This is a genomic window from Clostridium porci (assembly GCF_009696375.1).
In the GTDB taxonomy this organism is placed as follows: Bacteria; Bacillota; Clostridia; order Lachnospirales; family Lachnospiraceae; genus Enterocloster; species Enterocloster porci.
Genome location: NZ_VUMD01000011.1, coordinates 77,857 through 95,196 on the forward strand (window position 1 = coordinate 77,857; position 17,340 = coordinate 95,196).

Annotated in this window: 17 protein-coding genes; all 17 read left to right on the plus strand. The window is 45.2% G+C overall.

Going from position 1 to position 17,340, the window contains the following annotated elements:
- The first annotated feature begins 3 nt into the window (after positions 1 to 3).
- The 17 genes from FYJ39_RS13055 to FYJ39_RS13135 all read left to right on the plus strand — a co-directional run bounded on the left by FYJ39_RS13055 (position 4) and on the right by FYJ39_RS13135 (position 17,155).
- The gene (locus FYJ39_RS13055) at positions 4 to 267 is read left to right on the plus strand and encodes an HPr family phosphocarrier protein (RefSeq protein ID WP_154472912.1); all 264 of its coding nucleotides are present in this window, start codon (positions 4 to 6) and stop codon (positions 265 to 267) included.
- 67 nt (positions 268 to 334) lie between these two features.
- Positions 335 to 2,056: a phosphoenolpyruvate--protein phosphotransferase gene (gene ptsP / locus FYJ39_RS13060; protein ID WP_154472913.1), complete on the plus strand. Its 1,722-nt coding sequence runs from the start codon at positions 335 to 337 to the stop codon at positions 2,054 to 2,056.
- The gene (locus FYJ39_RS13065) at positions 2,056 to 3,363 is read left to right on the plus strand and encodes an O-antigen polymerase (RefSeq protein WP_154472914.1); all 1,308 of its coding nucleotides are present in this window, start codon (positions 2,056 to 2,058) and stop codon (positions 3,361 to 3,363) included. Before ptsP ends, FYJ39_RS13065 begins: the two co-directional genes overlap by 1 nt.
- Before the next feature lie 225 nt (positions 3,364 to 3,588).
- Complete coding sequence (gene licT, locus FYJ39_RS13070; RefSeq protein WP_154472915.1) at positions 3,589 to 4,419, plus strand: BglG family transcription antiterminator LicT; 831 nt, start codon at positions 3,589 to 3,591, stop codon at positions 4,417 to 4,419.
- A gap of 49 nt (positions 4,420 to 4,468) precedes the next feature.
- Positions 4,469 to 4,963 (plus strand): PTS sugar transporter subunit IIA, encoded by a 495-nt coding sequence (locus tag FYJ39_RS13075; RefSeq protein WP_154472916.1) that lies wholly within the window; start codon positions 4,469 to 4,471, stop codon positions 4,961 to 4,963.
- 16 nt (positions 4,964 to 4,979) lie between these two features.
- Positions 4,980 to 5,234 (plus strand): HPr family phosphocarrier protein, encoded by a 255-nt coding sequence (locus FYJ39_RS13080; RefSeq protein WP_287848326.1) that lies wholly within the window; start codon positions 4,980 to 4,982, stop codon positions 5,232 to 5,234.
- A 144-nt stretch (positions 5,235 to 5,378) separates the two neighbouring features.
- A complete protein-coding gene (gene nagE, locus FYJ39_RS13085; protein ID WP_195840437.1) occupies positions 5,379 to 6,884 on the plus strand; it encodes an N-acetylglucosamine-specific PTS transporter subunit IIBC in 1,506 nt (501 codons plus the stop codon).
- 309 nt (positions 6,885 to 7,193) lie between these two features.
- Positions 7,194 to 8,297: a DUF362 domain-containing protein gene (locus tag FYJ39_RS13090; protein WP_154472917.1), complete on the plus strand. Its 1,104-nt coding sequence runs from the start codon at positions 7,194 to 7,196 to the stop codon at positions 8,295 to 8,297.
- A gap of 147 nt (positions 8,298 to 8,444) precedes the next feature.
- Entirely contained in the window at positions 8,445 to 9,995 is a 1,551-nt protein-coding gene (gene cls / locus FYJ39_RS13095) for a cardiolipin synthase (RefSeq protein ID WP_154472918.1), read from the plus strand.
- 475 nt (positions 9,996 to 10,470) lie between these two features.
- Complete coding sequence (locus tag FYJ39_RS13100; RefSeq protein ID WP_154472919.1) at positions 10,471 to 10,842, plus strand: GntR family transcriptional regulator; 372 nt, start codon at positions 10,471 to 10,473, stop codon at positions 10,840 to 10,842.
- On the plus strand, positions 10,842 to 11,699 hold the full coding sequence (locus FYJ39_RS13105) for an ATP-binding cassette domain-containing protein (protein ID WP_456236687.1): 858 nt from the start codon (positions 10,842 to 10,844) through the stop codon (positions 11,697 to 11,699). The genes FYJ39_RS13100 and FYJ39_RS13105 overlap by 1 nt, the downstream gene beginning before the upstream one ends.
- Positions 11,696 to 12,349, plus strand: a complete 654-nt coding sequence (locus tag FYJ39_RS13110) for an ABC-2 transporter permease (protein WP_154472920.1) — start codon at positions 11,696 to 11,698, stop codon at positions 12,347 to 12,349. The genes FYJ39_RS13105 and FYJ39_RS13110 overlap by 4 nt, the downstream gene beginning before the upstream one ends.
- A gap of 87 nt (positions 12,350 to 12,436) precedes the next feature.
- Positions 12,437 to 12,634, plus strand: a complete 198-nt coding sequence (locus FYJ39_RS13115; protein WP_154472921.1) for a hypothetical protein — start codon at positions 12,437 to 12,439, stop codon at positions 12,632 to 12,634.
- A gap of 57 nt (positions 12,635 to 12,691) precedes the next feature.
- Positions 12,692 to 14,050: a magnesium transporter gene (gene mgtE, locus FYJ39_RS13120; RefSeq protein ID WP_154472922.1), complete on the plus strand. Its 1,359-nt coding sequence runs from the start codon at positions 12,692 to 12,694 to the stop codon at positions 14,048 to 14,050.
- Between the two features lie 13 nt (positions 14,051 to 14,063).
- Positions 14,064 to 15,218, plus strand: a complete 1,155-nt coding sequence (mobB, locus tag FYJ39_RS13125) for a molybdopterin-guanine dinucleotide biosynthesis protein B (RefSeq protein WP_154472923.1) — start codon at positions 14,064 to 14,066, stop codon at positions 15,216 to 15,218.
- Positions 15,205 to 15,882 carry a Crp/Fnr family transcriptional regulator gene (locus tag FYJ39_RS13130; RefSeq protein ID WP_154472924.1) on the plus strand — a complete coding sequence of 226 codons (678 nt, stop codon included), beginning with the start codon at positions 15,205 to 15,207 and terminating at the stop codon, positions 15,880 to 15,882. Before mobB ends, FYJ39_RS13130 begins: the two co-directional genes overlap by 14 nt.
- A 430-nt stretch (positions 15,883 to 16,312) precedes the next feature.
- Complete coding sequence (locus tag FYJ39_RS13135; protein ID WP_235919837.1) at positions 16,313 to 17,155, plus strand: tyrosine-type recombinase/integrase; 843 nt, start codon at positions 16,313 to 16,315, stop codon at positions 17,153 to 17,155.
- The last annotated feature ends 185 nt before the right edge of the window (positions 17,156 to 17,340 follow it).

Below are 17,340 nucleotides of genomic sequence, written 5' to 3' on the forward strand. Positions count from 1 at the left end.
AAGATGGTAAGTGCGGCAGCAGTAATTAAAAATCCAACCGGCCTTCATCTGAGGCCGGCAGGCATCCTCTGTAAAGAGGCGTTGCTTTATAAATCCAAGATATCGTTTAAGATAGGCAATACAACGGCCAATGCCAAGAGTGTATTAAGCGTTCTTGGAGCCTGTGTCAAGTCTGGAGATGAGCTTACGTTTATCTGCGAGGGACCAGACGAGGAGGAGGCCTTGGCAGCTATCGTGAAGATTGTTGAGGATGGATTGGGAGAGTGAGGTCAGCCAGAGCTTGGTGAGCCTGTAAACACAAAATGCGATAATAATTAATAAGGAGGTACAGGGAATGTACAAGGGAACAAGCGCGTCTGCGGGAATTGGAATTGGAAAAGCGGTGATCGTGAAGGAGGAAAAGCTGGTTATTACCAGAAAGGCAGTCAGTGATACCGCTGCTGAAATCCGGCGCTTTAAGGGAGCGCTGGAGAAAACTATCAAGGATACAGAGCGTATAGCTGAGGATTTGGCCGCAAGAGTGGGGGAGAAAGAGGCTGAAATTATGAAGGGGCATATGATGCTTCTGTCGGATCCGATGCTTACAGGCGAAATTGAAGGCTCTATTCAGAATGAGGGCATAAACAGCGAGATTGCAGTTGAGAATGTGTGCAGCATGTATGCGGATATGTTTGCCTCCATGGGGGACGAGCTGATGCAGCAGAGAGCGACAGATATGCGTGACCTTAAGACGCGCCTGCAGAAAACGCTTATGGGTATCCAGTCTGTGGATATATCTTCACTGCCAAAGGGAAGCGTTATTGTGGCTGAGGATTTGACCCCTTCTATGACAGCGGGAATTAATCCGGACAATGTGACCGGTATTGTAACGGAGCTTGGGGGGAGGACATCCCACAGCGCTATTTTGGCAAGGGCGCTTGAGATTCCGGCTGTGGTTGCAGTCACCGCGTTTTTATCTGAGGCGAAGGATGGGGATGACATAGTGCTGGACGGAAGCACAGGAGAGATATATCTGAATCCGGAGCCTGCTGTGAAGGAGGAGTATCAGCATAAAAAGAATCAATTTATGGCAGAGAAAAAGGAGTTGGAGCAGTATATTGGGAAGCCGTCAGTGACAAAGGATGGAGTGAAGGTAGAAATTGTGGCCAATATCGGAAAACCGGAGGATGTTGACAAGGTACTCCGGTATGACGGCGAGGGTATCGGCCTCTTTCGTACGGAGTTTTTGTTTATGGACAGAACAGCTGCACCTACTGAAGAGGAGCAGTATGAGGCATACAAACAGGTTGCTATTGCCATGAAGGGCAAGCCTGTGATTATCCGTACGCTGGATATTGGCGGAGACAAGGAAATCCCTTATCTGGGCCTGGAAAAGGATGAAAACCCATTCCTGGGCTACCGTGCCATCCGCTTCTGCCTGGATCGTCAGGAAGATATCTATAAGCCCCAGCTGAGAGCGCTGCTGAGAGCCAGCGCCTATGGCAATATTCGCATTATGGTGCCTTTGGTAACTTGTATTGAGGAGTACCGCCAGGCCAAGGCGCTGGTTGAGGAGCTGAAAGCAGAGCTGGACAGCAAGGGAATCGCATATAAGAGGGATATTCAGGTAGGCATTATGGTGGAGACTGCGGCAGCGTCCCTGATTGCGGATCTGTTTGCAAAGGAAGTGGACTTTTTCAGTATCGGAACCAATGACCTTACCCAGTATACCATGTCTGTGGACAGGGGCAATAAAAAGGTATCTTATTTGTACTCCACCTTCAATCCCGCAGTGCTCAGAAGCATTCGGCATATTATTGCTAGCGGCCGGGAAGCAGGAATTATGGTGGGCATGTGCGGAGAGGCAGCCAGCGATCCAATGATGATTCCGCTGCTTCTGGCATTTGGGCTTAATGAATTCAGTATGAGCGCGTCCGCGATTTTGAAGGTCAGAAAGATGGTGACAGAGTACAGTTTGGCAGAGCTTCGGTCTGTGGCTGATAAGGCGATGACCTTTGCAACGGCAGCTGAGGTGGAAAGCTACATGAAGGCCTTTGTGGAAAAGGTTAAGTTTTAATGGCTGTATATTTGATTTGCTACGTAATAAGCTTTATATTGGCCCGGCAGCATGCTTACATACTGTCCGGGCTGGTTTTAGTTGCCGCTGCCCTGTGGCTATATGGAAGGGATTACAGATGCAGCAGGAACCTGATTCATCTGCGGGGGCTGTTCTGTCTTTTCTTTGTGGGAGGACAGGGGATCTCCTGCTTTAAATTAAGCCGTCTTCAAACGGACTGGAGTACAGAAACCTGGGTATGCCTTTTTTGGGGAGTGGTGTCTTTTTGGGGAGTGTTTGAGGCTCTTTCCAGACGGATGACCAGCTGGAGGGAGAGGGATTTTCAACTGGTGCGCCGGTACAATGCTTCCGTGGATTCTCCCCTTCAGGGAAGAAGAATTTTAAAGGCCATGGGCGGATTAACCGCGGTATCCCTTCTGTCCTTTTTGTTTGAGGCGTGGAGGCTGGGCTTTGTGCCATTGTTTTCCTTTGGTGTACCTCATGCTTACTCTTATTTTCATGTCAGCGGAGTTCACTACCTGACTGTGTCCTGTGTGCTGACACCCAGCCTGTTTGTTGTGTATGTGCTGATGCGTGCGCACAGGGGAAGAGGATTTTCCAGAGACAGAGGCTTCTGGACGGGGCTGGCGTTTACAGTGCTTTCTTTGGCTGTGCCTGTGCTTTGCGTGTCCAGATTTCAGCTGATATTGGCTGTGGGTATGGCTGCATTTACCTATATTTCTATGACGGGCACCTTTAAGCTCCGATATGTGGGGCTTCTTTTGTGCTGCATGATCCCGGCTTATCTGGTTTTAACTGTGATGCGCAGCCACAGCGTGGAATACCTAAACGGGATATTTGAGATGAAAAACAGCAGAATGCCTATCTTTATTACCCAGCCCTATATGTACATTGCCAATAATTATGATAATTTTAACTGCCTGGTAGAGCAGCTGGGAACCCCTGCCATGGGACTTAGAATGCTTTTTCCTGTTTGGGCTCTTACAGGGCTTAAGTTTCTGTTCCCTGAGCTGGTGTCCTTTCCCCTCTTTGTAACAAAGGAGGAGCTGACTACAGTAACCTTATTCTATGATGCCTACTATGATTTTGGAGCTCTGGGAATGCTTTTGCTGGGCTCTGTACTTGGAGGGGCCTGCTGCTGGCTGGTGGAAAAAAGAAGAAAGCTGTCCTGCCCGGTTGGTCATGTGGTTTATGCCCAGATTGCCATGTATATGATGCTGTCCTTTTTCACTACTTGGTTTTCCAATCCTGCCACTTGGTTCTATCTGGCAGTTACTGCGGTTGTGTATGTTTATGTACGGATATAGGAGAAGAAAAAATTATAAATATAAAAAATATATAAATTATTATTGACTTTTTTCTTAAAATTTGTTATGCTTTTTACAGCAAAAGAAAATATAATTTTAAATAGGATTGTTACTGTTTGGCAGGCAAAACCAGGTTTGTTAAAGAGAGGATAGACCAAAGCAAAATTAGGTTTGGATATATCTTTTTAACAAATTTGGTTTTTTTGTTTTTAATCAGGAGCAGGGATGAAGATAGTAAAGGTTATTAATAACAATATAGTCAGCACCTGTGATGAGGATGGCAGGGAAATTGTGGTGATGGGCAGGGGTATTGGCTTTAAAGCCAGGGAGGGCTCTGTTATCGATCAGGAGAAAATAGAGAAGGTGTTCCGGCTGGACAGCCAGAATACAATGGATCGGTTTAAAGAAATGCTTGTAAATTTACCCATGGAGCATGTGCAGATCTCGGCAGAAATTATCAGCTATGCAAAGTCGGTTCTGAACCGTCCTATTAACCCAAATGTGTATATTACCCTTACGGATCATATAAATTTTGCATTGGAGCGTTTTAAGCAGAAAATGATGTTCTCAAATCCTTTAATTAGGGAGGTGAAGGCATTTTACAATGAGGAGTACCTCATTGGCGAATATGCCATCGCGATGATAGAGAGGGATCTGGGAGTCAAGCTTTCTGTGGACGAGGCGGCCTCCATTGCCCTTCATATTGTCAATGCAGAATACGATGGGCCTATGGGTGATACAATAAAGATCACAAATTTGATTCAACAGGTGCTGGAGGTGGTAAAGGAGTATTTTCAGGTGGAGCTGGATAAACAGTCCCTCTACTACGAACGTTTTATTACCCATCTGCGGTTTCTGGCACAGCGGGTATTTACAGGGGAGCGTATGGAACTGGATAATCTGGAATTTCAGGAAATGATTGACCGGATGTATCCGGAGGAGTATGCCTGCAGCCAGAAGGTAAAGGCATTGATTCAAAGGGAGTATGGGCATGAGGTGACGGAGGAGGAGCTGGCTTACCTGACTCTTCATATCCGCAGAATTAGAAGCAGATAAAAAATGGAGAATGCCCGAAATTTATGCATATTGAAAGGAGTTAATAAGGATGCTTGGTGTATTTAAAAAGATGTTTGGGGGAGAAAATCAGATAGAGCGGTGCATTGCCGCGCCAGTTACGGGAAAGGCTGTCTCTATGCAGGACGTGGCTGATCCAACCTTCAGCCAGGAGATACTTGGAAAGGGAACGGCAGTAGTCCCCTCTGAGGGAAGGGTCGTCGCTCCATGTGACGGACAGGTGACTATGGTTTTTGACACAAAGCATGCGGTAAGCATTCAGACAGATTACGGTGCGGAGCTGATCATCCACATCGGATTGGATACGGTGCAGCTTAAGGGACAGTATTTTGAGGCCCATGTGTCGGCAGGTGACAAGGTAAAGCAGGGAGATCTGCTGGTGGAGTTTGATCTTGCTAAGATTAAGGAAGCTGGATATGATGTGACCACACCGGTGATTGTCTGCAATACGCCGGAGTTTCCAAAGCTGGAATCCATCTACGGCATGGATGTAAGTGCGGGAGAGTCGGTGATTATCAAACTGTAAAGAGGCGGGCGTTACTGTGATTGAACGCAGATTTATACTAAAGGATGAGATGGGGCTTCATGCAAGGCCGGCAGCCATGCTGATGATGAAAATGAGTAAGGTTCTCTCAAGGGTGGAAATTATATGCAAGGGAGAACGTGCAGACGGAAAGGATGCTATGAGCATTATGGCTTTGGACGCTGTGGCTGGAGATGAGGTGGTATTTTGCATAGAGGGACCTGATGAAGAAGAAGCCATGCAAGCGGTGGAGCTTCTAATGAATCAGAGATAGAACCTTCATGAGCTGAAAAGCCTTGGGGTTGCCGGTACATGATTTAAACCCGGTGGGTTTAGATAGAGCAATAACAAATATATAATTCAGAGTATTCCCATTAAGCATGCATGGGAGCTCTCATTAAGAAAGGGGATTTAAGTTATGATGAAGTATTTGCAGAAGCTGGGTAAGTCACTGATGTTACCAGTAGCAGTTCTGCCGGCAGCAGCGCTGCTCATGGGTATTGGTTACTGGATTGACCCAAATGGCTGGGGTGCAAACAACCAGATTGCAGCGTTTCTAATCAAGGCCGGCGGTGCGCTGGTGGATAACCTGCCTTATCTGTTTGCCATCGGTGTGGCAGTTGGTATGGCTAAGGAGCAGGATGGAGCAGCTGCCCTGTCGGGTCTGGTTGCTTTCCTGGTGGTAACTACACTTTTGAGTACCAGCGTTGTGGTGATGCTGAAGGGAATCAAGCCGGAAGGCGATTTGGATGCTGTAGGCGTATTTGCCCGTGACAACATGGATGCTAAGCTTGCATTTGATGCAATTAAAAATGCTTTTACCGGTATTATATCCGGTTTGGTTGCAGCTGGCTGCTATAATAAGTTCAGTAGAACGAAGCTTCCGGATGCCCTGTCTTTCTTCAGCGGTAAGCGCTGTGTAGCTATCATTACTTCTGTTGCTATGCTGGGAGTGTCTATTATTCTGTTCTTTATCTGGCCTGTTATCTACTCCGGCCTGGTAGGACTTGGAATGGCTATCAAGGATATGGGCGCCATCGGAGCCGGTATCTATGCATTCTTTAACCGTTTGCTGATACCTACAGGACTTCACCATGCGCTGAATCAGGTGTTCTGGCAGAACCTGGCCGGCATCAATGATATCGGAAACTTCTGGAGCCCCACTGAAGAGCTCCTTGCAGCAGGCGGAGTGATCGGAAATTACCGTGTAGGTATGTATCAGGCTGGTTTCTTCCCTGTTATGATGTTTGGTCTTCCAGCGGCAGCTCTGGCTATGTACCATACCGCCAAGTCTGACAAGAAGAAGATCGCATACGGCCTTTTACTGGCAGGCGCTGTATCTTCCTTCTTTACAGGCGTAACCGAGCCTCTGGAGTTCGCATTTATGTTCCTTGCTCCAGGATTATATCTGGTGCATGCGATCCTCACAGGTATTGTGGTAGCAGTGACCGCTATGTTCGGCTGGACTGCAGGTTTTGGCTTCAGCGCAGGCTTTGTGGATTTCTTCTTAAGCAGCCGGCTTCCTATGGCACACCAGCCATATATGCTGCTGGTAGAGGGTGTTGTAGTAGCAGTTATTTACTATGTTATCTTCCGTACCGCTATTGTAGCCTTTAATTTAAAGACTCCGGGGCGTGAGGATGAGGATCTGGACGCCGAGATGGCAGCCGTTCTTGCAAATGATGACTTTACACAGGTAGCCTCCATCGTTCTGGAGGGCTTAGGCGGCAAGGACAATGTAACCTCCCTGGATAACTGTATCACAAGACTTAGACTTGAGGTTAAGGATTATACCTTAGTGGATGAGAAGAAGATTAAGTCTGCAGGAGTGGCAGGCGTAATGCGCCCCAGCAAGACTGCCGTACAGGTAATTATCGGAACCAAGGTTCAGTTTGTGGCCGATGAGATGAAGAAAATGCTGTAGAATGCCAGAATAGAAAATAAAACAAATGTTATAAAAGGCTTTTATGGTATGCTCCCTTTTATGTAGACAGTTGGAAAATAAAACTGTTTACTTAGAAGGGAGCATTCTTTATGTCTGGAAATGAAAGGTATTACCTAATGAAAGGTATTACCTTGAATTATTTTAGAGGGGAAAAGCGGAGCCCAATCTAATTTTAGAAGTATGAATTATGTGCCCTTTATGCCCTTTTGGCTGCACTCTTTTTATGATTGAAAGTGTGAAAAAATTGAAGTATAATGAACTAATATAACGATTCAAAAGGAGGATACCATGGCAGCATCAAACGTATATTACACGAATATGAGAACTACATTGACAGAAAATCTCCTGCAGAAGCTGGAGCGTCTTGTTAAAAAGGCCGGTATGATGGACATTGATTTTAATAACAAATACACAGCCATCAAAATCCATTTCGGAGAACCGGGCAACCTTGCTTATCTGAGGCCAAATTATTCCAAGGTGTTGGTGGATCTGATTAAAGAACAAAAGGGAAGGGTATTTCTGACGGACTGCAATACGCTTTATGTAGGCAGGAGGAAAAATGCGCTGGACCACTTGGATGCAGCCTATGAGAACGGCTACAATCCCTTTGCTACAGGCTGTCATGTGATTATTGCAGACGGACTGAAGGGAACGGACGAAACGCTGGTTCCCATTGAAGGGGAGTATGTGAAAGAGGCCAAAATCGGCCGTGCCATTATGGACGCGGATATTGTGATATCCCTTACTCATTTTAAAGGACATGAAGCAACTGGATTTGGAGGAGCCTTAAAGAACCTGGGAATGGGCTGTGGCTCCAGGGCGGGAAAGATGGAGATGCATAATGCGGGAAAGCCCTTTGTCCATAGGGAAGCATGTATAGGCTGCGGAGCCTGCAGGCGGGTATGCGCCCATAGTGCCATTACGGTAGCGGATCGCAAGGCCTCGATTTCTCCGGCTCAATGTGTGGGCTGCGGCCGCTGTATCGGCGTCTGTCCGGTGGACGCAGTTACCTCTATGTATGACGAGGCTAATGATATACTGAATCGGAAGATAGCGGAGTATACTCTGGCTGTTTTAAAGGATCGCCCCAGCTTTCATGTAAGCCTGGTAGTGGATGTTTCCCCCAACTGTGATTGCCATGCGGAAAACGACGCCCCCATTGTGCCTGATGTAGGCATGTTTGCTTCCTTTGATCCGGTAGCTCTGGATATGGCGTGTGCGGATGCGGTGAACAGACAGCCTGTGCTGGATGGCAGCTTCCTGGCAGAGCAGGCGCAGCACAGCCATGATCATTTTATCAACGCTCACCCTGATACGAATTGGGAGAGCTGTATTGACCATGCGGTAAAGCTGGGGCTGGGTAATAAAGAATACAACCTGATTACGATTTAAAGGGGAGTATATTATCAGTATATCCGTCAGGCACTGGAATAAAGGGGCTTTAGGGGAAGCCTGAAAAAGGAAGGATACGGGGAAATAGTGGGATAGCATAAGATAAGATAGGGTATGGGCTGCAAGAGAGGAGATATATTGATTACAATGAAAAAACTGCGTGTATTATTTCGGATTATTTTCGGCAGAACCGCATTTGTCATTCTGTTTATGATGGTTCAAATAGGGATCTTGGTGGGCTCCTTTCGGCTGTTGGAGGATTATGTGCCGCTTATTTATGGGGTATCCCTTCTGCTCAGTGCTGCGGTCATCATCTATATTTTTAATGAACCTATTAATTCCAGCTTTAAGCTGGCCTGGATTGTGCCGGTTTTGGTGATTCCTGTGTTCGGCGTGCTTTTTTATATCCTGGTACAGACGCAGCTTCAAACAAAGCTTTTGGCTAAGCGAATTAAGATGAATATAAAGGCTACACAACCGTTTCTGAATCAAGATCAGAGGGTTCAGGACAGGCTCAGGCAGCGCAGTCTTCAGGGCAGTCACCTGGCGGATTATATGAACAATATGGCAGGCTATCCGATTTATGAGAACACCTATGTAGAATATTTTCCTCTGGGAGAGGATAAGTTCGAGGCATTGAAAAGAGAGCTGAGGTCTGCCAGAAAATTCATTTTTATGGAGTATTTCATTGTGGATCGGGGATTTATGTGGGACAGTATTCTTGAAATACTGGAAGAGAAGGCGAGAGAAGGTGTGGAGGTCCGGTTTCTATATGACGGTATGTGCTGTCTCATGTTACTTCCTTACCATTATCCTCAGGAATTGGAGAGAAAAGGGATTCGCTGTAAGATGTTTTCACCGATAAGGCCTACGCTGTCCACCTACCAGAATAACCGGGATCACCGGAAGATTGCGGTCATTGACGGGCATACCGCATTTACAGGCGGTGTGAACCTGGCAGATGAGTACATCAATCAGAAGACCCGCTTTGGACATTGGAAGGATACGGCTATTATGCTGAAGGGGGACGCGGTTCTCAGCTTTACCATGATGTTTCTTCAAATGTGGAATATAACAGAACGTACTCCGGAAGCTTACAGCCGTTATCTGACGCCTGCTGATTATCAGCTTTCTGAGGGGCTTGACAGCAACGGCTTTGTCCTTCCCTATGGGGACAGCCCAATGGATCGGGAGCAGGTAGGAGAGCAGGTGTATATGGATATATTGAATCAGGCTAAGTCCTATGTTCATATTATGACGCCCTATCTGATTTTGGACGACGAGATGAAAAATGCCCTCTGTTATGCAGCCAAACGGGGGATTGATGTGAAAATTATTATGCCCCACATCCCGGATAAGAAATATGCCTATATGCTGGCAAGAACCTATTATCCGGAGCTGATTCAGGCAGGAGTTAAGATATACGAGTATACGCCGGGGTTCGTTCATGCAAAGGTATTTGTAAGTGATAATGAAAAGGCAGTGGTGGGAACCATTAACCTGGATTTCAGAAGCCTGTACCTGCATTTCGAATGTGCCGCATACATCTATGACCATCCGGTGGTGCTGGATGTGGAGAAGGATTACCAGGAAACCCTTGAAAATTGTATGCTGATTACGATGGAGAATTGTAAAAATTACAGCTGGTCAGGCAAAAAGCTGGGCCGCCTGATGCGCCTGGTGGCGCCGCTAATGTAACAGGCCGGAGCGGTTGCGGCTTTTATCATATAGTACCACGCATGTTCGCTATTCCCCCAATGCTAGATCGAAAAAGAGCCTTCTGTTCTTACCACATGATTGTAACCAAGCTTTTTCTATTTGAGTCAGCCTCTCAGCCTCCTTGCTGTAGGTTGCTCTATCATAACTTAAATAAATCTAACATTTTTGAATCGAGAAATCTCTCTTTATATTCAAACGAGTATTCTGTTCTGCCATCTTAGCTATGGCTTGCCACCAGGACTTGACTGTTTTAAATTGTCAAAACATTTGGCATATGCCGGCTTTTTCCTTATTATGGAATCGAGAAGGTGTGATGCACATGCTGAAGAAAGAATATCAGGCTATCATACATTGGAAATAATAAGTGAAGCAAAGATGATAAACAGTATATAACACTTGACAACAGTTATTGCCTGTTATATACTGTTATAGAACAAAGGAGGAAATTCCAGAAATGAAAATCATTATTAATACGTCCTCAATGGTTCCTATATATGAGCAGATTGTAGACCAGATAAAAAGGCTCATACGCAACGGGGAGCTAAAGAGAAATGATAATCTGCCCTCCGTCCGCATACTGTCCAAGGAATTAAAGATAAGTGCTTTAACGGTCAAGAAAGCATATGACAATTTGGAAAGTGAGGGTTTTACAGTAACCGTACATGGAAAAGGAACGTATGTAGCGGCAGTGAATACGGAGCTTTTACTGGAAGAACAAAAAAAGGAATTGGAGGCAGATCTAGAACAGGCAATTCAGAAAGGAAGACGTTGTGGAATTAGTGATGAAGATATAAAGAGTTTATTTGATTTGATTTTGGAGGGTTGATGTTTATGTTGAAAATCGAGCATTTAAAAAAGAATTATGATAATTTCTCCCTGGATTGCTCCTTAGAGGTCATGCAGGGCTGTGTAACAGGACTGATTGGACAAAATGGCGCTGGAAAGAGTACGACCTTTAAAGCGATATTAGGCCTGATTTCCATTGGCGGTGGAAAAGTTACCATTCTGGGAAAGGATTTGCAGAGGTTTACCCCAGAAGATAAAGAGAATTTAGGCGTTGTACTTTCTGATTCTGGGTTCAGCGGATATTTGACAATCAAGGATATTGTTCCTGTCTTAAAAAAAATGTACAGGAATTTTGACGATTCATTTTTCATGGAACAGGTAAACAGGGTTCAGCTGCCGTTCAATAAGAAAATCAAAGACTTTTCAACGGGTATGAAAGCAAAATTAAAAGTGCTTGTGGCAATCTCACACAATGCAAAGCTGCTAATACTGGACGAGCCAACAGCAGGCTTGGATGTTATCGCCAGAGATGAGCTGCTGGAGATGTTAAGAGAGTTTATGGAAAAGGACGAGGAACGTTCTATTTTAATTAGTTCGCATATTTCCAGTGACTTAGAAACCTTGTGTGATGACCTTTATATGATACATGAGGGAACTATTATTCTGCACGAAGATACAGATGTTCTATTGAGTGATTATGCTTTGCTGAAAGTTGAAGCAGAGCAATACAGCAAGCTGGATAAACAGTTTATTCTCCGCTCAAAGAAAGAAACATACGGATACAGCTGTTTGACAAATCAGAAACAGTATTACATGGATAACTACCCGAAAATTGCAGTGGAAAAAGGAACGATTGATGAAGTGATTACAATGATGATAAGGGGGCAAGAACAATGAAAGGTTTATTAGTAAAGGATTTCAAGCTGCTGAAAATGCAAAAGAATTTCTTCATAATCATTGTTGCCACAGCAATCGGCATGATGGTTCTTTATGAGGACATAGCATTCATGATCGGCTTTTTGACATTTGTAATATCTCTGTTTACGTTAAGCACAATCAGTTATGATGAATTTGACAACGGCTATGCGTTTTTGTTTACATTGCCTGTCAGCCGTACAGGCTATACGGTCGAAAAGTATTGTTTCAGTTTATTGCTCGGTGGCAGTGCATGGATTGTTTCAGTACTTTTAGCAGTCATTGCCAGCCTTCAAAAAGAGGCGGCATCCCTTTCTGATACAATGATGATAGCCTTGATGCTTGTGCCTTTCATGCTTGTTATTCAAGCGGTAATGATACCGATCCAGCTTAAATTCGGCGGAGAAAAAGGTCGAATTGTAATTACTGCTACAATCGGCTTGTTATGTATCATTGGTATTGCTATTGTGAAAGGGGCTGAAATATTGGGAATTGATATGCTCAATGTCATCAACCATCTTCCAAGGATACCTTTGGGAACGTTAATTGCAGCCGCAACCGCTGCCGCTATTGGTGTTTGGTTAGTATCTATGAAAATCAGTTTCTCGATTATGAACAAGAAAGAATTTTAAAAGACGGATAATCAAATCAATTAATTCTTAACATTTAGGGGTTGATTTTACTGCCGTATGCTGGTATGCTTGATAAAGATAGATTGGATGAGGAAAGGAAGTGAACCGGAGTGGAAGGTCGAAGTCGTAAGATGGAAGCAGACAATTATCATAGGCGTATGGTGGTGGGAGCTGCGTATGCGGCTTTGGGCTCGCTTTGCTTTCACTGCCGGTAAGAATCTATTAGAACTGGAGTACGTTTATGATGATAGCCATAAATTACAGGTGTATGAGAGTACAATGTAATTGTGGCTATTTTGTATGCTGCTTTCATGGATTAGTACCCTTCATGAACGGAATAACATGCAGGAGAATGTGAATTTAAAGAAATTGATGGAGCTGCTGGAGAGCAGGCAGTTCCGGCTTTTAAAGGAAAAGCTGTCGGAGATGAATGAGGTGGATATTGCCGCCTTTATTGAGGAACTTGATTCTGAGCGGACGGTGGTGGTATACCGTATGCTTTCCAAGGAGCTTGCCAGCGATGTGTTCGCCTGTCTCCCTGTGGAAACCCAGGAACACATTATTAACAGCATTACCGACTATGAACTGAGCGCCATTGTCAACGATCTGTTTGTAGATGATGCGGTGGATATGCTGGAGGAGCTTCCGGCCAATGTAGTAAAGCGTGTGCTTAAGAACTCCACTTCTGATACCCGGCAGCTTATCAACCAGTTTCTCCAGTATCCGGAGAACAGCGCGGGAAGCATTATGACTGCGGAGTATGTGGGGCTTAAGAAGGCTATGACTGTGAAGGAGGCGTTTTCCTATATTCGCAGGCATGGAGTGGATAAGGAGACGATCTATACCTGCTATGTGATGGATGCCAAGCGTACTCTGGAAGGGGTGGTTACAGTGAAGGATTTGCTGATGCACCCTTATGAGGAAATGATAGAGAATATTATGGACACGCATGTGATCAAGGCGATTACTACCGATGATCAGGAGGAGGTAGCGGAGCGCTTCCGAAAGTACGGCCTTTTAAGCCTTCCGGTGGTGGATCATGAGGATCGGCTGGTAGGGATCGTTACCGTGGACGACGTAGTGGACGTTATGGAACAGGAGGCCACGGAGGATTTTGAAAAGATGGCAGCTATGATTCCAAGTGAGAGGCCCTATCTAAAGACAGGAGTTGTGACGCTGGCGAAGAACCGTCTGGCCTGGCTCCTGATTCTTATGATCAGCAGCATGATTACAGGCGGGATTCTGGCTAAGTATGAGGCAGCCTTTGCAGCTATACCCCTGTTGGTTACGTTTATCCCCATGCTTACAGACACAGGGGGAAATGCAGGCAGCCAGAGCAGCACCATGATCATTCGGGGCATGGCAGTGGGAGAGATTAAACCGTCGGATATTCTCCGGGTTATCTGGAAGGAGCTTCAGGTGGGGCTGCTTGTGGGTATGCTTCTGGGGCTGGTAAATTATCTTCGATTGGTTATTCTTTATCCGGGACAGGAGCTGCTTTGCCTTACTGTAGTTTTGAGCCTGATAGCAACGGTGATTATCGCCAAGACCATCGGCTGTATCCTGCCCATAGCAGCCCAGATATTTCATATGGATCCGGCGATTATGGCTGCGCCGTTGATTACCACCATCGTGGATGCGGTGAGCTTGGTGCTGTATTTTCAGCTGGCATGCAGGCTGCTTCAGTTAAACGGCGGGTGAAAGGAAAAATCTTATGGGGAATGACTGGAGAAGCTTGATTCTCATGGGAGGCAGAGGGCGCCGCATGGGATATGTGGATAAGGGACAGCTTATATATCGGGGAAGGACATTTTTAAACAGGATTAAGGATGAGCTTCTTCCCCTGGGCTTGCCCTGTGTTATCTCTACGGCAGACAGGGAGAACCTGACAGGAGAGGATGGGACGATTTATGTGAAGGATATTCCAAAGCTGCCTGACGGCAGCGGAGCGGGGCCGATGGGGGGAATCTGGTCATGCTTTCAGAAAACCGGAGCAGAGGGATTTTTTACAGTTTCCTGCGACATGCCTTTATTTCGCAGGGAAATGTTTCTGGCGCTGATGGATCGTGTCAGGCCGGAGTATGACGCAGTGCTTTGGAGAACCAGGGACGGCCGGATTCAGCCGATGTGCGGTTATTATTCCAGAGCTTGTCTTTTTTCTCTTACAAAGTCTATTAGGGAAAGAAATTACCAGATGACGCGGTTCCTTTCACAGCTTAACTGTCTGGTGGTAGACACCTCCTTGGAGCATATTCCAGATTACTGGTTTACCAATGTCAATTCACCAGACGCTCTTGAAACGCTAAAAGGCCGCAAGCTCCCAGTGCTGGCTGTCAGTGGAAGAAAAAACACAGGGAAAACCACCCTGCTGGAACAGCTGGTCAGGAGTCTTTGCGCTGCTGGTATCCGCGTGGCAGTTATCAAGCATGACGGACATGAGTTTGAAGCCGATGTGCCAGGGACGGACAGCCGGCGCATGAAGGATGCAGGCGCCTATGGCACAGTGGTTTACTCCGGTACAAAATTTTCAATGGTAAAAGAGAAAGAGGGGCTTAAAGCAGAGGACTTTTTTGGCTGCTTTTCTGAGGCGGACATCATCCTTTTGGAAGGACAGAAGGATTCTGATTACCTGAAGCTGGAGACGGTAAGACAGGAGATTTCCACGGTTCCTGTATGCAGATCAAATACGGTTCTAGCTTATGTGTCGGACGGTAAGGTGGAGCAAAGGGCAGCTGCTGCGGATAAAGAGGCTGGTACAGAGACCTATGGGCCAGCTGCGGTTATGACCAGCCCAAAGCCTGTTTACCATTTTCAGGATACGGACCAGCTGACAGAGCTGATTGTGGGGGTGTTGGATGGACATTTTTGAGGTTTCGAATATACTGAAAGCAGCCAGTTCTGCCAGCCGTTCAGAGATACTGTCCTTTGCTTTTTTCAAACGATATGAAAAGGGTCAGCATGTATTTTTCGACAGGGAAGAAAACAGAAGCCTTTATATTTTGGCAGAAGGAATGGCTTCTCTTTACAAGCTGAACTCTTTGGGGGAGAAGAAGGTTATATTTGCCTTTGGGCCTGGAAATTTGTTAAATGAGGTCATGTTCCAAGCCTTGCCGGCATCGATTAGCTGTGAGGTGAGGGAAGACTCTCTGGTGATGGTGATGCCCAGAGATCGGTTCCTTTATGTGATGGAAAAGGACAGAAGCCTTAACAGAGCGGTGATGGATGCCATGGCCTTGCGGATACGCCGCCTTTACCGTCAGCTTAAAAATACCACCAACGCGCTGAGCGGAGAGAAACGTCTGGCAGCCAAGCTTTTCAAGCTGGCTAGAGATAACGGAGTGAAAACAGAGAGAGGCGTTTTGATTGATATGAGCTTAAGCATTACCTATTTGGCTGATATGCTGGGCTCCAAACGGGAAACGGTATCCAGGCAGGTAAAACGTCTGACGGAGCTTAAGCTGATTTGTATGGAAAAAAACAGAATTTTTGTGCCGGATATCGCTGAATTAAGCAATTATTTTAAACAGCCGTGATGGAAATTCACGGCTCAATTCTGACTTTTTGTTGTTCCAATAAATGAGCATGTATGATAGCTTTATTTCATATCCATATGGATGAAAAGCCCTTTCTTTTGCCTTAATAAGCATTAAACCAGCAATTCCTTTCCTCATGTAATTCACACTTACTCTTAAACGTTCTAAATAGAAAGTCTTACTACAATCACAGATTCATTCCAAGCCTTTGTTAGCTTTAGTTATATCACATAATGCAAATGCTGATACAATTTCACATATGTGAACAGAGCCTGTTTTTTAGACAGTTTTTTTTTGCCTTGTTCTATTTTGAGTTGAACGTTGTTTCGAATAATCTGCTGCTTCAAGAGGTTTACTTTCTTGTTCCACCTCCGATAAAGAATAGGTTATAAAAATTTTAGAAATAATGCTTAATGGAGGTGAAACATCTATGCTTGAAAAACGAATGGCAGATGAATATTTAGAAGACTACCAATTATATCTGAGGGAGAATGAAAAATCGAACTTGACGATAAAAAAGTATGTCCATGAGCTGATGTGTTTTTTTCAATTTCTGAATGGAGATACGATTACCAAAGCAAAGATCCTGGAATACCGGGAATGGTTGCAAAATCAGAATCAGGCACGAACGGTTAACGCGAAGCTCTCAGCTATCCATTCCTATCTGGAATATACAGGACTTTCCTGCTGCAAGGTTCGATTTTTAAAAATACAGAGAAATGTCTTTATGGATGATGAAAGGGATTTAAATGAAGCAGAATATCGCCGCTTGCTGGAGGCAGCAAAAGGCAGTAAGAACCGTCGCCTTTATTATGTGATGGTTGCTATTTGTGGAACAGGAATCCGGGTTAGCGAGCTTCCCTTTTTAACAGTGGAGGCAGTATGCAGAGGAAAGGTTGAGATTTGCATGAAAGGGAAAACGCGGACCGTTCTCTTAACGAGGGAGTTATTGAAAAAGCTGAAGGCATATGTAAAGGTATGTGAAATCCAAAGCGGAGTTATTTTCCGCACAAGAAATGGAAAGCCGCTGGACCGCAGCAATATCGGTCATGATATGAAAAAGCTGTGCAAAGCGGCAAGGGTGAATCCACGGAAAGTATTTCCTCATAACCTACGACATTTATTTGCTAAGAGTTATTATGCTATTAAAAAAAACTTGGCTAATCTGGCAGACATACTTGGCCACTCGTCGGTTGAAACAACCCGTATTTATGTGGCAACAGGCGTTCGTGAGCATGAACGTACTCTGCAAAAAATGAGGCTAATCCTATAAACCACAGAATCAACATTCGGAGGTATTGTTCCTGCAATGCGGCCAGTCTTATGAACCGCAGAATCAACATTCTGTGGTAATGGTTGACTTTCGCCTGGACACAAACCCTATACATAGTGGTGTATTATACAACCTTCAGTCATAAAAAGCAATCATTTTTTATTAACTTCTAAAAAAAAGCATGC

Excerpts from the sequence above, each read along its gene's own strand:
- FYJ39_RS13055 (WP_154472912.1), top strand. The coding sequence starts at position 4 with ATGGTAAGTGCGGCAGCAGTAATTAAAAATCCAACCGGCCTTCATCTG.
- ptsP (WP_154472913.1), top strand. The coding sequence starts at position 335 with ATGTACAAGGGAACAAGCGCGTCTGCGGGAATTGGAATTGGAAAAGCG.
- FYJ39_RS13065 (WP_154472914.1), top strand. The coding sequence starts at position 2,056 with ATGGCTGTATATTTGATTTGCTACGTAATAAGCTTTATATTGGCCCGG.
- licT (WP_154472915.1), top strand. The coding sequence starts at position 3,589 with ATGAAGATAGTAAAGGTTATTAATAACAATATAGTCAGCACCTGTGAT.
- FYJ39_RS13075 (WP_154472916.1), top strand. The coding sequence starts at position 4,469 with ATGCTTGGTGTATTTAAAAAGATGTTTGGGGGAGAAAATCAGATAGAG.
- nagE (WP_195840437.1), top strand. The coding sequence starts at position 5,379 with ATGATGAAGTATTTGCAGAAGCTGGGTAAGTCACTGATGTTACCAGTA.
- FYJ39_RS13090 (WP_154472917.1), top strand. The coding sequence starts at position 7,194 with ATGGCAGCATCAAACGTATATTACACGAATATGAGAACTACATTGACA.
- cls (WP_154472918.1), top strand. The coding sequence starts at position 8,445 with ATGAAAAAACTGCGTGTATTATTTCGGATTATTTTCGGCAGAACCGCA.
- FYJ39_RS13100 (WP_154472919.1), top strand. The coding sequence starts at position 10,471 with ATGAAAATCATTATTAATACGTCCTCAATGGTTCCTATATATGAGCAG.
- FYJ39_RS13105 (WP_456236687.1), top strand. The coding sequence starts at position 10,842 with ATGTTTATGTTGAAAATCGAGCATTTAAAAAAGAATTATGATAATTTC.
- FYJ39_RS13110 (WP_154472920.1), top strand. The coding sequence starts at position 11,696 with ATGAAAGGTTTATTAGTAAAGGATTTCAAGCTGCTGAAAATGCAAAAG.
- FYJ39_RS13115 (WP_154472921.1), top strand. The coding sequence starts at position 12,437 with ATGAGGAAAGGAAGTGAACCGGAGTGGAAGGTCGAAGTCGTAAGATGG.
- mgtE (WP_154472922.1), top strand. The coding sequence starts at position 12,692 with ATGCAGGAGAATGTGAATTTAAAGAAATTGATGGAGCTGCTGGAGAGC.
- mobB (WP_154472923.1), top strand. The coding sequence starts at position 14,064 with ATGGGGAATGACTGGAGAAGCTTGATTCTCATGGGAGGCAGAGGGCGC.
- FYJ39_RS13130 (WP_154472924.1), top strand. The coding sequence starts at position 15,205 with ATGGACATTTTTGAGGTTTCGAATATACTGAAAGCAGCCAGTTCTGCC.
- FYJ39_RS13135 (WP_235919837.1), top strand. The coding sequence starts at position 16,313 with ATGCTTGAAAAACGAATGGCAGATGAATATTTAGAAGACTACCAATTA.